This window comes from Mesorhizobium sp. M3A.F.Ca.ET.080.04.2.1, from assembly GCF_003952525.1.
Taxonomy (GTDB): Bacteria; Pseudomonadota; Alphaproteobacteria; order Rhizobiales; family Rhizobiaceae; genus Mesorhizobium.
This window is the reverse complement of record NZ_CP034451.1, coordinates 1373199-1386485: the sequence shown is the minus strand read 5'-3', so window position 1 is coordinate 1386485 and position 13287 is coordinate 1373199. Positions and strand designations below refer to the sequence as shown.

General features: G+C 64.7%; 13 protein-coding genes. 5 read left to right on the top strand and 8 right to left on the bottom strand.

Annotated features, from left to right (window positions below; all coding sequences use genetic code 11):
* The first annotated feature begins 338 nt into the window (after positions 1-338).
* On the top strand, positions 339-1757 hold the full coding sequence (locus EJ074_RS06780; RefSeq protein ID WP_095808827.1) for a hypothetical protein: 1419 nt from the start codon (positions 339-341) through the stop codon (positions 1755-1757).
* A gap of 42 nt (positions 1758-1799) precedes the next feature.
* Here the strand turns inward: EJ074_RS06780 and EJ074_RS30125 are convergent, their stop codons facing one another.
* From EJ074_RS30125 to EJ074_RS06770, 3 genes are all read right to left on the bottom strand, one after another.
* Entirely contained in the window at positions 1800-2168 is a 369-nt protein-coding gene (locus tag EJ074_RS30125) for a hypothetical protein (protein ID WP_245454802.1), read from the bottom strand.
* 92 nt (positions 2169-2260) lie between these two features.
* On the bottom strand, positions 2261-2608 hold the full coding sequence (locus tag EJ074_RS30120; protein WP_245420615.1) for a type IV secretion system protein: 348 nt from the start codon (positions 2606-2608) through the stop codon (positions 2261-2263).
* A gap of 228 nt (positions 2609-2836) precedes the next feature.
* Complete coding sequence (locus tag EJ074_RS06770) at positions 2837-4492, bottom strand: acyl-CoA synthetase (RefSeq protein ID WP_129552858.1); 1656 nt, start codon at positions 4490-4492, stop codon at positions 2837-2839.
* A gap of 342 nt (positions 4493-4834) precedes the next feature.
* On the opposite strand from EJ074_RS06770, the gene EJ074_RS06765 reads away from it, so the two are divergent.
* Positions 4835-6391, top strand: a complete 1557-nt coding sequence (locus EJ074_RS06765) for a serine hydrolase (RefSeq protein ID WP_129552857.1) — start codon at positions 4835-4837, stop codon at positions 6389-6391.
* Between the two features lie 19 nt (positions 6392-6410).
* Here EJ074_RS06765 and EJ074_RS06760 read toward each other — a convergent pair whose 3' ends face one another.
* Both EJ074_RS06760 and EJ074_RS06755 read right to left on the bottom strand, forming a co-directional pair.
* Complete coding sequence (locus EJ074_RS06760; protein ID WP_245454801.1) at positions 6411-6965, bottom strand: hypothetical protein; 555 nt, start codon at positions 6963-6965, stop codon at positions 6411-6413.
* A 56-nt stretch (positions 6966-7021) separates the two neighbouring features.
* Positions 7022-7960 (bottom strand): hypothetical protein, encoded by a 939-nt coding sequence (locus EJ074_RS06755; protein WP_095808830.1) that lies wholly within the window; start codon positions 7958-7960, stop codon positions 7022-7024.
* Positions 7961-8312: 352 nt separating this feature from the next.
* Between EJ074_RS06755 and EJ074_RS06745 the strand changes: the two genes are divergently transcribed.
* Positions 8313-9434 carry a KamA family radical SAM protein gene (locus EJ074_RS06745; RefSeq protein ID WP_095808831.1) on the top strand — a complete coding sequence of 374 codons (1122 nt, stop codon included), beginning with the start codon at positions 8313-8315 and terminating at the stop codon, positions 9432-9434.
* A gap of 144 nt (positions 9435-9578) precedes the next feature.
* Here EJ074_RS06745 and EJ074_RS06740 read toward each other — a convergent pair whose 3' ends face one another.
* On the bottom strand, positions 9579-10118 hold the full coding sequence (locus tag EJ074_RS06740; protein ID WP_095808832.1) for a group 1 truncated hemoglobin: 540 nt from the start codon (positions 10116-10118) through the stop codon (positions 9579-9581).
* A 243-nt stretch (positions 10119-10361) separates the two neighbouring features.
* Between EJ074_RS06740 and EJ074_RS06735 the strand changes: the two genes are divergently transcribed.
* Both EJ074_RS06735 and EJ074_RS06725 read left to right on the top strand, forming a co-directional pair.
* Positions 10362-11135: a BA14K family protein gene (locus tag EJ074_RS06735; RefSeq protein ID WP_129552855.1), complete on the top strand. Its 774-nt coding sequence runs from the start codon at positions 10362-10364 to the stop codon at positions 11133-11135.
* A 354-nt stretch (positions 11136-11489) separates the two neighbouring features.
* Positions 11490-11915 (top strand): globin family protein, encoded by a 426-nt coding sequence (locus EJ074_RS06725; RefSeq protein WP_095808833.1) that lies wholly within the window; start codon positions 11490-11492, stop codon positions 11913-11915.
* Positions 11916-12302: 387 nt separating this feature from the next.
* Here the strand turns inward: EJ074_RS06725 and EJ074_RS06715 are convergent, their stop codons facing one another.
* Both EJ074_RS06715 and EJ074_RS06710 read right to left on the bottom strand, forming a co-directional pair.
* Positions 12303-12500 (bottom strand): FAD-linked oxidase C-terminal domain-containing protein, encoded by a 198-nt coding sequence (locus EJ074_RS06715; RefSeq protein WP_245420620.1) that lies wholly within the window; start codon positions 12498-12500, stop codon positions 12303-12305.
* 244 nt (positions 12501-12744) lie between these two features.
* Entirely contained in the window at positions 12745-13164 is a 420-nt protein-coding gene (locus tag EJ074_RS06710; protein WP_095808835.1) for an SgcJ/EcaC family oxidoreductase, read from the bottom strand.
* Positions 13165-13287 lie beyond the last annotated feature (123 nt).

Sequence of the window (13287 nt, the reverse complement as noted above, 5' to 3'; positions counted from 1 at the left end):
TCGGCCTGACAATATCGTGATGGCGCGCGAAGGCAACAAGGGGCGGGGCCAACTGAAGCATGCTGCCTGAGCCTGTGCCGCGGTTTCGGGCCAACGACATGCGTCAAAACAATAACTTAGCGCGCCTGGCGCGACGCGCATCCTGCCGCCGGCGAGATCGAAAAGGCACTTAGCGCCAGCGGCAGAGGTGGCGCTGGCGGAACGCCGGGCAAGCGTCTGGAAAGCCACGATAACCTTAATTTATCCTTCTTTCGGGGAGGCTTCCCGTACGGAACGTAAAGAGCTAGATTAGGAATTCGTTAAGTACTCGCCGGTGTAAGCGTAAGGGGTATGTGGTTATGAATTTTAGGTCTCTGATCAAGCGGGCCGAGGACGTAGATAAGGAATTTCAAGAACTTCAGTCGGATTTGGCGGAGGCTTTCGAGGAATGTCTTGCGGCTGACGAGGAGACGTCCCTGGAGGACGAGGCGGCCGCCGACCTGGCGGCGAGCGACGGGGACGAGCCCGCTGAAGCCCAGTCCGAAGCCCCGGCATCGCGGCTTACCGCGCACACCCAGACGCGGCTGGCAGCCTTGGAGGCCGTCGCCGAGCTTTTCCGCGACGGGCAGGGCTATCTGGAGGAGATCGAGGCAAAACTGGCCGAAATCACCACCGCGCATCAGATGACGCGCGATGTTTTGAACGTCCTGCATGGCGACGTTCTGCGCGCCAACGAGATGGAACTGACCAACGCGGCCTTGACCGCGGAACACAAGATCCTGTCGGAGCAACTGCTCGACGCCGCCAGGAAGCAGCGCGAGCGCGACGGCGCGGCCGAGGCCTGGCAGCAGCGCGAGGCGAGCCTGGTCCAGGACCGGGAGTCGCTGCGCGATGCCCTTGCTGCGGTGCGGCTCGAACTGGTCGAGATGGGCAATGAGAACGCCAGGCGCAAGGCGGAGTTCGGCGAGGTCGTCAAGTCCCTGGCGGCCAAGACCGTCGAGTCCGACAGGCGCGCTGCCGAGAACAAGCTGCTGCGCGAAAAGCAGGTCGGCCTTTCCGTCGACCTCGAGCAGGCGCAGAAGCGCGAGGCGGAGGCGCGCCACAAGTTCGACGAGTTCGCGGCAACCCATGCCAGCGAGACGGCGCGCGTTGCCGACCTGATGGCTCAGCTCGGCAGGCACGAAAAGGAAGAGGCCCGCCTGCAGAAGTCCCTCGAGACGGCGCAGACCAAGCTTGCCGAAGCCGCCGAGGCAGCCCGCATTGCGGAAGCCGATAGCGCGGCCGAACTGGCCCGCAATCATGCCGAGATGCGCGGCCTGCGTTCCGAGATCCAGGAGCTGCAGGCGCGACTGGAGCAGGCTTCGAACGAACAGAGCGAGGCATTGTCGGAGCTAACCAGGCTCAGGGCGCAGTTGAACGATGCCATGACCGAGCGCCAGATCGCGGAGGAAAGGCTGGCCGTTCTCAGGAACGAGAGCGAGATCGACAAGAAGAACCTGTCGGTGGCCAGCACCAGCCTGTCGCAGCTTACGCTGCAGCAGGCATCCGATCAGATCCAGCTCGATATCCAGAAGCAGGAGTGCGAGGATCTGCGCGCCGAGATCGTGACGCTCAACGCCCGCATCAAGGAGCTGCTTCCCTACGAACGGCTGCACAGGGTGACGGATGCGAGGTCGCGCAACGACGTTGCGCCCCCGGCCAACGGCATCATCGCGGAAGTGGTGCGCCCGACCGCCCGCCGCACGCCCCGGCGCAACCTGCGGCTCAACGCCGGCTAGAGCAATTCCAGGAAAATTGCGTAGCGGTCTTCCTGGAGCCGGCTACTTGCCCGCCATATGGTCGGCAAGCTCCTGCGCCTGGGCAAGCAGCGCCGGAAACACCGGGTCGCCCGGCAGGCGCTGGCCCATGCAGGCGCGATAGTCGCCGTCGCCTTTTTCCCAGGCGGCATTGGCGGAATCATAGGCCTGCTGGTCCTTGAGGTCGGAGTTCTGATAGGCCTGCTGGAATGTCTGCGCGGTGGCGTCGGCCGCAGTCCACACGGCCCCGCAGGCGGCGATCTTCGGGACGGCGGGTGCCGCGGGTGCCTCCGCGATCAGCACGCGATCGCCCTTGACCACCGCAACCACGACCTGCTGGGCGTAGATCGGCCCGACATCCTGTGTCCAGCCGCCGAGCCTTGCGATCGCCATGTCAGCGCCTTCGGGCTTCTTCAGCGCAAAGTCGAGCGTCTTGACGAAAGCGGCGTCGGCGCCGATCGCCTGGGTGTAGAAGGCATCGAGCTTCAGCGCCTCGTCGATATGCTCGGACCCTCATCGCTCTTGGCGTATCTCAGCCCATCGAGCATGCCGAACCCGACATCGGAATCGCTGAGGCTTTCCAGATTGATGGTTCCGTTGGCGGGAAAATCCTCGACCGCCAGCGGGCCAAGCAGCGCGGAAAGGCGCCCCTGCAGATCGGCAAGCGCCTTGGTGTTCGTCGCATCGATCGTTTCCACCGCAGCATTCGCGCTTTCCTGCGCCGCGATCTCGGCGATCGCCTTGTCGCGCGCGGCGATATAGTCGTCCTCCGGCGAGGCTGCGAAAGCCAGACCGCTCGCGAGGGTGAAGAGAAGCGTCCAGATAAGCCGCATGAAATAGCTCCCCACCTTCGGTTTATCAGAAGACAACGCCAACCCATTTGAAGCCAAGATTGGGCTAAAAAAAGACTTGGCGCAGCTAATCTCCCCCCTCGTGGGGGAGATGGCCGCGAAGCGGCCAGAGGGGGTCGGTTCGACTGGGCTCGGCGATCTACGTTGGCGCCACACGCGAGACGACCCCTCTGTCGCCTTCGGCGACATCTCCTCCTCAAGGGGGGAGATTCACCCCTTCCGCTTCTCCACCTCCGCTTTCCTCAACAAGAAGCGCTGGATCTTGCCGCTCGGCGTCTTCGGCAGTTCGGTGACGAACTCGACCTCGCGCGGATAGGAATGCGCCGAGAGCCGCTTTTTCACATGCTGGGCGAGTTCCTCGCCGAGCGCCTCGCTGCCCTGAAAAGCCGGCGCCAGCACCACGAAGGCCTTGACGATCTCCGTGCGCTGCGGGTCCGGCACGCCGACCACTGCCGCCTCGTTGACCGCCGGATGCTCGATCAGCGCGCTTTCGACATCGAACGGGCCGATGCGATAGCCGGCCGAGGTGATGACGTCGTCGGCGCGGCCGATGAAGGAGACCGAGCCGTCCGGCTCATATTCCACCGTGTCGCCGGTGCGGTAATAGCCGCCCGCGATCGCCGGCGTTTCCGCCTGGTGGTAGCCCTCGAACCAGCGCAGCGGCGAGCGGGCGATATCGACGGCAAGCACGCCGGGCTGGTTGGGGCCGAGCTCGCGGCCCGCCTCGTCCAGCACCACCATGCGAAAGCCGGGCATGGTAAAGCCGGCCGAACCGGCGCGAACCGGGTGCGCCAGCCCATGATGGTTGTTGACCATCATGCCGTTCTCGGTCTGGCCGTAATGGTCGTGGATCGGCGCGGCGAGGTGGGCCTCGAACCAGCGGATCACCTCCGGGTTGAGCGGCTCGCCGGCGCTGCTCACCACGCGCAACTTGCCTTTGATGCGCGCGGCGGCTTCGGCGCCTTCCGCCATCAGCAGGCGATAGGCGGTGGGCGAGCCGGCAAGGCTGGTGACGCCGAGCCGCTCGACGATGTCATAGGTGCTTCTGGCATTGAAGGCGCCTTCGTAGAAAGTCGTGGCGATGCCGAGTTGCAGCGGGCCGGTGATGGCGTAGTAGAGCCCGTAGGCCCAGCCGGGATCGGCGATGTTCCAGAACACGTCGTCGGGGCGAAGCCCGATCGCGTCGCGCATATAGGCGCCGAAGGCGAGCAGGGCGTTGAGCGGCACCGGCACGCCCTTCGGGTGCCCTGTCGTGCCGGAGGTCGACATCATCATGAACAGGTCCGAGCCCTTGCGCATCACGGGCTCACAGTCGGGGGAGGCAGCGGCAATTGCTGCGCGGAAATCGATGTCGCCGGCAGGCAAAGTCTCGCCGGGAGCGAGGATGGTGGCGATGCGCGGACGTTTTTCGACCTCGTCGAGCTTGCCGCGATTGGCGGTATTGGTGACGACAAGCTTCGCCTTGCTGTAGCCCAGGCGATGCTCGATCGCCTTCGGGCCGAAGGCGGTGAACAGCGGCTGGTAGACCGCGCCGATGCGCCAGGCGCCGAGGATCAGCGCCACCAGCTCCAGAATGCGCGGCAGCATGCCGGCCACAACGTCGCCGGGGCCGACGCCGAGATCCTTCAGCATGTTGCCGGCGCGGCCCGACAGGTCGCCGAGATCATCGAAGCTGAACTCGCGCAACTCGCCAGTGGCCGAGATCGCCCGCAGCGCCAGCCGGTTCCCGCCCGTGTAGCGGCCGCAGCATTCGACATAGGCATTGATGCCGCGTGCCGGATCGCCGTGAAGCCGCGCGAGCTCGTCCTCGATGCGGAAGCGCTGGACGGCATCCTCATAGCGCGGCAGCGTGGGCGCTTTGGCCATGGCAATCCTCCCTTTGGCGGCGGATATCTCCCATAGCGCGCCATCGGGGGAGATTGCATGAAAAGATGGCCGTGGTCGATTGCGGCGAAAGTCGAGGGAAGCGATGGCAGGCGAGCTCTGTTGGCGTTCTGTCACACCCCCCTCTGTCCTGCCAGGACAGAGGGGGGTGTGAAGGATCGCCAGCTTGTCGCTCTCAGGTCCGTTGCAACAAAGCCTTTCCGATCAGGACATTAGCGCCAGTTCCGGAATCAGCATCTGAACGCATGGCACCGCTGGCGACGGCGGGCTTGGCCCCGCCAGCGCCGGCCTGTACAATCATAGGGTGAATGCAGGAGGGCGCGGATGCGGCTTGATCGGGTTCTCTGTCATTGGAGGGTTTGGGGCTTCCTCGCCGTCATGGCGCTTTGGCCGCCTGCGGTATCGGCCGCTCCCATCACCCCCGAGCGCATCAGCACCGCCCTCTCCAAACTCGAAGCGCTGGCCGAAGGCGCTGTCGCCAACGGTGCCGTGCCCGGGCTCGCCATCGCGGTCGTGCATGACGACAAAGTGGTGTTCCTGAAGAGTTTCGGGCATCGCGAAGCCGGCAAGCCGGAGCTTGTCGACGCCGACACGGTGTTCCAGATCGCCTCGCTGTCCAAGCCGGTCTCCGCAACCGTCGTTGCGGCGCTGGTCGGCGAGGGGGTTTTATCGTGGGACTCGAAGGTGGCCGATCTCGATCCGGCCTTCCGGCTGGCCGATCCCTATCCGACCGCCGAACTCACCATCCGCGACCTGTTCGCGCATCGCAGCGGGCTTCCTGGTACGGCGGGAGACGACCTCGAGGACATCGGCTACGACCGCGCCACGATCCTTGGTCGCCTGCGCTTCGTGCCGCCGTCGTCGAGCTTTCGCGCCGGCTATTCCTACTCCAATTTCGGACTGACCGAGGGCGCCATCGCCGCTGCCAGGGCGACCGGCAAGTCCTGGGAGGAGGTCGCCGAGGAGAAGCTCTATCGGCCACTGGGAATGGCCTCGACCAGCTCCCGTTATGCCGATTTCGTCAAGCACGCCGACCGCGCAGCGCTCCACGTCAGGCTCGATGGCGTCTGGACCGCGAAGATCAAGCGCAATCCGGATGCCCAGGCGCCCGCCGGCGGCGTCAGCTCCACCGCGCGCGACCTTGCGCAATGGGTGCGCCTGGTGCTGAGCGACGGCGTCCATGACGGCAAGCCGCTGATTGCCGCCGACGCGCTCGCCCAGACCCATGTGCCGCTGATGACGCGGGGCAAGAACCCCGTCTCCGGTGGCGAATCCTTCTATGGCCTCGGGTGGAATATCGAATTCGGCCGCCACGGTCTGAGCTGGGGCCATGCCGGCGCCTTCAGCGTCGGCGCGCGAACCCTGGTGACGATATTTCCGCACGAAAAGCTTGGCATCGTCATCCTCACCAACGCCTTTCCGACCGGCGTGCCGGAGGGGCTGTCCGACTGTTTGGCCGATCTCGTGTTCGACGGCAAAGTCGAGGGGGATTGGATCGCGGCCTGGAACGGGATCTATGGCGGCCTTTTCGGCCCGGCGGTCGAGGCCGCCAAGGCCGCCTATGCCGCGCCGCCGTCGCCGGCAAGGCCGGCTCGGCCGGCCGACGCCTATGCCGGCCGCTATGCCAGCGACTTCATCGGCGATGCGGTGGTGTCGGGCGCCGGCGACGGCCTGCTGCTCAAGCTCGGGCCGTCAGGCGCGCGGTCCTATTCGCTGGCGCATTTCGACGGCGATCGCTTCGTCACCTTCCCCGACGCCGAGACGCCGGACAGGCCCGCCGGCGTCAGCTTCGCCATCGGCCCCGACGGCAAGGCCACGGCGATGACCGTCGATTTCCTCGACGACAATCATCTTGGCACGCTGCAGCGCGTCGGCGACTGATGGCGAATTACTGGCAGCCTTAGACTCTGTCCTTACGCCGAAACACGCGAAGATCCATCTCGTGCCAACGTGTCATCACCTTTTCCTCGAAGCGATCGATTTTGAATTTAACGCAATCCGTGCCCTCGATCAGGAAGGTATCGTCCTTGGATGCAACATCCTCCAGGAATTGAAGAGACTGAGCGGCAAGGTTGACTTCGCCACTCAGCCCCGAAGTTTGACCGATCAATTGGTAAAAGGTGAACATTGCGTAGCAATAATTGTCGAAGGTCTCGAACTCTGAGAAGTCCGCGACGTCACATTCATCCAAGGTCATTGCGGGGTAGCTGTATGGACCCTGAGTAATGCCATTCGTGTCTCGCCTTATGGCCTTGGACATAGTGGGCAGATAGAGGGGTTTGGTGGCGCCGACCTCCTCCAGCACGGAGGTACTCCACTCCCAGCAGCTCATGTATCTGTGATCGAAGGCCTCGCGCAGCACGCCATCTTCGTCTGGCAGCCACAAGTTATGTTCTCGCTCGGCGTCGATTAGCTGGTAAACGTCGAAAAGAAACTCGTATATGAGTGCAGCCACCGTCGCGTTTCGCATTTCTCAACCTTACTGATGTGACCTGGGCTGCGCACTTAGGATTATTGGGTAATTCCTCCATACTGAAGCAGCTTGAAGCAGTCGCCGCTGCCCGACTTCGCTTGCGCCAGCGCCGGCTTCGCCCGGTCTAGCCATTCCTGGTGCGTTTTGGCGTCGGCTTCGATGGCGTCGACCGGGGCGGCTTTGACGAAGCCGCGGCCATGGCTGAACAGCCAGCAGGCGCGGCCGAGATGCCGCCGGGCGCGCTGACGCAAGAGATCGGCATCGTAGAAGATGTCGAGCACCTCCTGCTTGATCTTGCGCTCTTTTTCGGGATCGGCGACCGCTGTCGCCACCGGCTCGCCGCCGATCGCGTCCTGCAGGTCCTTGTAGTCGAGCGCGAGCTGGGTGGTGGCGTATTTGATCTCGCTCTCGTCGCGCACGATGTCGAACCACAGCGTCGGATCGAGCTCGTTGACGACGAAGGAGGATTCGAAATCGCGCGACAGGTTCAGCACATCGAACTCGCCGACGTCGATGTCGCGCTCGACCAGACGGATCTTGTCGACCTGCTTGCCGAGCTCTGCCCCATGCAGACTGACGGCGGTATTCTTGCCGCCGAGATCGGGGCTGATATACGGCCCGCCTTCATCCAGCAACTCGTCGAATTCACCGAGCGACTGGATGACCGGCGTGCCGCGGGCAATGCGGGCGGCGAGCTTGGCCATCACCTGCTGCAGCTCGGCATCGCGCTTGCGCTGGTCCTGGTAGTTCTGCTGGAAGAAGAAGATGAACAGCGAAACGCCGATGCCGATCAGGATCACGCCCAGCTGCGAGAAGATGTTGCGGTAATATTCGAGCAGCTTTTCGCGGTGGCGCACGTCGTCGCGCACGCTGTGGGCGACGCGCAGATTGACAATCAGCGACAGGATCAGCAGCCCCCCGCCGACCAGGATGAGCCCGCCGATGAGCAGGTAGCCATGACCAGTGTTGAAATTCATGTTGTCTCCCCGAAGCCCCGGACGAGGCAGAGTAATCGCATTTCGGTCAAACACCTATGGCTTGAGGAGCCATGGCTGGCGCTCAGTCACACCCCCCTCTGGCCTGCCGGCCATCTCCCCCGCAAGGGGGGAGATTAGCGGCTTCTGCGCCCCGCGCGTCCTGCAGCGTCGGAGATTGGCGAAGCCTGCGCGACATCCGATCTCCCCCCTTGCGGGGGAGATGTCCGGCAGGACAGAGGGGGGTGGGCGGGAACTCGACGTCGACCAAACTGCGACTGCCACGACGAGGCTCGCCATTGACCCCATCGCCCATCCAGCCGATACGTCCGCGAAATACCTTCCGAGAACTGCCATGACCTCAGACGCCAACCTCAAACAACCAGCCACCATCGCCGCCCGCCATCCCGACACCGCCTGGCAGGACGATGTCCGTGCCGGCGTGCGCCACGTGCGCGACCTCGCCTCCCTGCCGCTGTCGCCGGCCGAGCGCGCCGCGGCGCAGGAAGCGGCCGCCAACCATAAGGTGCGCATCCCGAAACCTTATCTCGACCTGATCGACTGGAGCGACCCGGACGACCCGATCCGCGCCCAGGTGATCCCTGCACGCCAGGAACTGGTGGCCACCGAGGGCGAACTCGACGACCCGATCGGCGACCACGCCTTCAGCCCGGTGCCGCGGCTGACCCACCGCCATGCCGACCGCGTGCTCTTGTTCCCGACTTATCAATGCGCGGTCTATTGCCGCTTCTGCTTCAGGAAGGAATCGCTGACCGCGATCGGCCGCGGCTATACGCGCGAAGCCCTGGAACCGGCGCTGGCCTATATCGCCGGGCACCCAGAGATCCGCGAGGTGATCCTGACCGGCGGCGATCCGCTGTCGCTGCCCGACAAGGCGCTGGAAGAGATCCGCGCCCGCATCGAGGCGATGCCGCATGTGCGGCTCTTGCGCATCCACACCCGCGTGCCGGTGGCGCTGCCGTCGCGCATCACGCCCGGCCTCGTCGAGGCGCTGCAGGGCCGGCTGATGGTGACCGTGGTCACCCACTTCAACCACCCCCGCGAGATCACCCGGGAGACCGAGGCGGCTTGCCGGACGATGCGGCAGGCGGGTTTCGTGCTGCTCAACCAGAGCGTCCTGCTCAAAGGCGTCAACGATGATGTCGAGGTGCTGGAGGAACTCTGCCGCGAGCTGATGTATCGGCTGGGCGTCAAGCCTTATTACCTCCACCATGGCGACCTCGCGCCCGGCATGGCGCATCGCCGCACCACAATCGCGCGGGGTCAGGCTCTGGTCGCGGAACTGCGCGCCCGGCTCTCCGGCATCTGCAACCCGACCTATGTCATCGACCTGCCCGACGGCGGCGGCAAGGTGCCGCTGGCGGCGAGCCACGTCGAGGGCTGCGAAGGCCGGCAATGGCGCATTCGCGGTCAGGACGGGAAGGTGAGGAGATATACCGAGGTGCTGGGCGAGTAGGGGAGCCGTGTCGGCAGTCCACGGCGGATGGCACTGCGCCGCTCGCGCTGCGCCGCGATCGGAGCGATCGCCACGCTGTATCAAAAACCTGCACTGTCTACCGATCGCCGTGACGGGCGTCAGGACGATCGCACGTAACGCGCGTCAGGCCTTTTTGAAGCCGGCGGTAACCTCGTCCTTGTGCGCGGCGAAGGCCTCCAGCACCTCCTTCTTCTCGGGCTTCGGAATCTTGAAATGGTCGAGCGTCCGTCCGAGTTCGGCCGCGACCTCATCGAATTCCGCGGGAGAGATGTGCAGGTCGCGGTGAGCTTCTTCGAGGCCGAGCGGCGTCGCGCCGGGCTTGGTGGCGACGAATTTGAGGGGACCGCCCGAAACGTCGCAGACCCACAGCGTGCGCATGAACTTGAGGCCGGGGAGCCGTTCTAGGTTCTTGGTGTGCCATTTCCGCAGCTGCGGGTTCTTGGACTTCTTGCCGACGATCGGGTTCTTCACCAGGGCGTCGCTGAAATGGTCCACCACCGCCGCGATGGCGAACACGCCCCCCAGCCGCTCATAGAGGCTTTTTTCGGGCTTGGTCTGCGCCAGCGCATTGTCGGTGGGCAATAGCGCCGTCGATGCGGCGGCCACCGCCAGCCCGGCGACGACGTTTCGTCTTGTCAAAGCTATTGAAACAGCCGTTTTCATCTCTGGTTTCCTTCGCGTAGCGCCAGAGCAAGCCGCGGCCTGTCTGGCGGCGTCGATGAAGTGAATGTTTGGAACATAGTGCACTTTGCCTTGTCGGCATCGTCTGCAAGGTCAACGAAGCCCTTGCCCGAATTATTCCGAGAGCGGCATTCGGCGATCCGCGCGGCGGCCGGCTGCGTGGCGCTTCTTGGGAACCAGCCTCATCGCCCCGCATTCTATGGGCGGGGGTTGAAGGAGCGCGGCGTGAAGGCTTTGTTGGGAATTGTCGGCGGCTTCGTGCTGACCTTGGCGGTGTTTGCCAGCGGGCTCGCCTTCGCCACCTGGCTGCTGGCCGCCAAGCCGGTGCGTGTGGCGACGCCGGCGATCGGCGTTTCCGAACTCTGGACCAGGGACGCCAAGCCGGTCGATCCGGCCAAGCAGAACCTCGAGCGCCTTCCCGCGCAGCAGGCCGCCGGCGTGCCGGCCGCCGGGACCGCGGCGAAGACGGGGACGCAGACTGCGGCCGTCGTGGCGCCGGCGCAAGCCGCGCCGCAGCCCCAAACCCAGACACAAGCCCAGACGCAGACAGCGGTGGCGCCGGACGCCTCTCAGCCCGACGCCGCTTCGGCTGCCCAGCAGCAAACCGCCGCCGACCTGCCGGCCGCCCATCTCGAATGGTGCGCCAACCGCTATCGCAGCTACCGTCCGCAAGAAAACAGCTACCGTTCCTACAGCGGCGAGCTGCGCCCTTGCATCTCGCCCTATCTCGACCCCGGCCGCAGCGCCTCGATCGGCGGGCGTCAGGACAATCAGGACGAGGTGAGCGACGACCAGGCCGAAACGGAAGGCTACGCCACTTCGAGCGACGGTTTCGCGACCACCTATGGCGATCCGCCCGAAGAGGAGCAGGTTTTGAGTGCGGACCCGCAGGCCTCGGCCGACCACGTCGACTACTGCTTCAGCCGCTACCGCTCCTACCGGCCCGAAGACAACAGCTATCAACCCTACGACGGCGGCCCGCGCCGGCAGTGCGAGTAGCGCCGCCACGAAAGGCCGGCGCGAGGCGCCCCCCTCTGTCCTGCCGGACATCTCCCCCTCAAGGGGGGAGATCAGATGTCACGTCGGCTTTCGCCAATTATCGGCGCAGGAACGCAGGCGCCGTAGCCGCCACTGCCAATCTCCCCCCTGGGGGGGGAGATGTCCGGCAGGACAGAGGGGGGCGCCTCGCGCCGTACCATTCCAGTTGGCTTCGCATGGCCACCACCACCACAACCACCACAACCCGTTACCCGGCAGACACCATCCTGAAACACGTCGCCATCTCGCCCGCCATAGCTGCGAAACGCTCAACCTGCATGGTCGCGCATGTCAGAATTCAGGAGAAGTATGTTTATGACCCCCGACCAGATCAGGCTTGTGCAGGATACGTTCCGGCAGGTCCTCCCGATCCGCGTGGCCGCCGCCGCGTTGTTCTATGACCGCCTCTTCGCGATCGACGACAGCCTGCGCAATCTGTTTCCGGCAACCGACATGACCGGCCAGGGCGCCAAGCTGATGGCGGCCATGGGTTTCGTCGTGCAGGGGCTGGAGCGCGCCGAGACCATCCTGCCCACCGTGCGCGATCTCGCCCGGCGCCATGTCGGTTACGGCGTCGAGGAGCGCCACTATCCGGTTGTCGGCGAGGCGCTGATCGACACTCTGGCCACCGGCCTCGGCAATGCCTTCACGCCGGAGGTGCGCGAAGCCTGGGAAGCGGCCTACGGCCTGCTCTCCGGCGTCATGATCGCGGCCGCGCGCGAGGTCGAACTGGCGGCTTGAAGCCAGCGCCTCTATCTCTCCCCTTGCGGGAGAGAAAGCGATTTCAACACCTTAGCCGTTAGAAATCGCAAGTGAGGGGAAAAGCGCCGCCTTTGACTAAGAGATGCCAGCGCCCTGCGAAATCCCCTTCCTGGCATTTTCCAGGCACTTGGCCGGGGACAAGACGGCTAGAAAAGAGGATAGACGCCGCGTTCCTTCGCGCCCCTCTCTGTCCTGCCGGACATCTCCCCCCAAGGGCGGAGATTGGCAGCTTCAGCGCCGGCTCTCCCTTTCAACGTTGGAGATTGGCGAAGCCCTAGCCGACATCCGATCTCCCCCCTTGAGGGCCCTTGAGGGGGAGATGGTCGGCAGACCAGAGGGGGGTGCCTCGCACCGACGTCTCAGGCCTCAGCCCACAACCTTCCCCGGATTCATCAAATTCCCCGGATCGATCAGCCCCTTCACCATCCGCGCCAAATCCCGCTTCACCGGATCGGCATAGCGCTCATAGGCCTCGCGCTTCTCCAGCCCGACGCCGTGCTCGGCCGAGAGCCGCCGGCCGTCGCCGCATCCCGCTCGAACTTCGCAAACCTCGCCTAAGCCCAACCCTGTTGGCTCCCACTTCTTTGCTGCCGAGGTAGGCCGGGTCGCCGGCTTCCCAGTGGTGGCGCGCTCCAGTGAATTTCGGGCTCACCGCGTCGGCGTTGGCCGCCGCCAGCCAGTCGTCCTTGTCGATCGTCGGGCGATTCATGGCGTGCGTCATGCATCTCCAAGCAGCAACAGCGCGCCGATTGCCGCGCTTGCCCTTGATGCTCGCTTGCTGATGCTGCGGCACGACTTTGCAGGGAGCCTACCTCCTTGCAGGGGGAGCAATCGCACCTGGAACAATGTCGGTGTTTTGCGCCACCTTGATCCGCCAGCCCGCTTGTTCTTCCTTCACAACCAGAAGCAGAATGCCTTTTCGTGTTCCGGCGGGTGAGCCGTCCGGGGCGGATGCACCGGTCAAGGTCCATGCATAGTGCAGCGATGCGAGGCCTGGAAACAGTTCCACGACCGACGAGACGACACCCTCCAGCCGGCTGTCGCGAAACATCGTTTTATGAGTTGCGCGGTGCGCCTCCTCGATCTCGGCGCGGTTCTTCCACCACATGCCCACGACATTGACGAAATGCGCATCCTCGCAGAACAAAGCTGCGAAGTCGTCCATGTCATGCCTGTTCCAGGCATCGGCAAAGGCAGTCGCGACATCTTCGGCTTTGCTGACCGCCATGACAAGATCTCCCTTGCTCTCCGCCAGGCCTGCGGTTGGACGATAGCGGCATCGGCAGGCACTGTCACCGCCCCGCCACAAAACTTAGCCGCGCCACTTCCTTAACGCTCCCGACCCGCAAAA

Coding starts and splice junctions, on each gene's coding strand:
- EJ074_RS06770 (WP_129552858.1), bottom strand. CDS start 4,492: ATGGCCAAAGCGCCCACGCTGCCGCGCTATGAGGATGCCGTCCAGCGC.
- EJ074_RS06780 (WP_095808827.1), top strand. CDS start 339: ATGAATTTTAGGTCTCTGATCAAGCGGGCCGAGGACGTAGATAAGGAA.
- EJ074_RS06755 (WP_095808830.1), bottom strand. CDS start 7,960: ATGAATTTCAACACTGGTCATGGCTACCTGCTCATCGGCGGGCTCATC.
- EJ074_RS06710 (WP_095808835.1), bottom strand. CDS start 13,164: ATGGCGGTCAGCAAAGCCGAAGATGTCGCGACTGCCTTTGCCGATGCC.
- EJ074_RS06740 (WP_095808832.1), bottom strand. CDS start 10,118: ATGAAAACGGCTGTTTCAATAGCTTTGACAAGACGAAACGTCGTCGCC.
- EJ074_RS06725 (WP_095808833.1), top strand. CDS start 11,490: ATGACCCCCGACCAGATCAGGCTTGTGCAGGATACGTTCCGGCAGGTC.
- EJ074_RS06745 (WP_095808831.1), top strand. CDS start 8,313: ATGACCTCAGACGCCAACCTCAAACAACCAGCCACCATCGCCGCCCGC.
- EJ074_RS30120 (WP_245420615.1), bottom strand. CDS start 2,608: ATGCGGCTTATCTGGACGCTTCTCTTCACCCTCGCGAGCGGTCTGGCT.
- EJ074_RS06765 (WP_129552857.1), top strand. CDS start 4,835: ATGCGGCTTGATCGGGTTCTCTGTCATTGGAGGGTTTGGGGCTTCCTC.
- EJ074_RS30125 (WP_245454802.1), bottom strand. CDS start 2,168: ATGGCGATCGCAAGGCTCGGCGGCTGGACACAGGATGTCGGGCCGATC.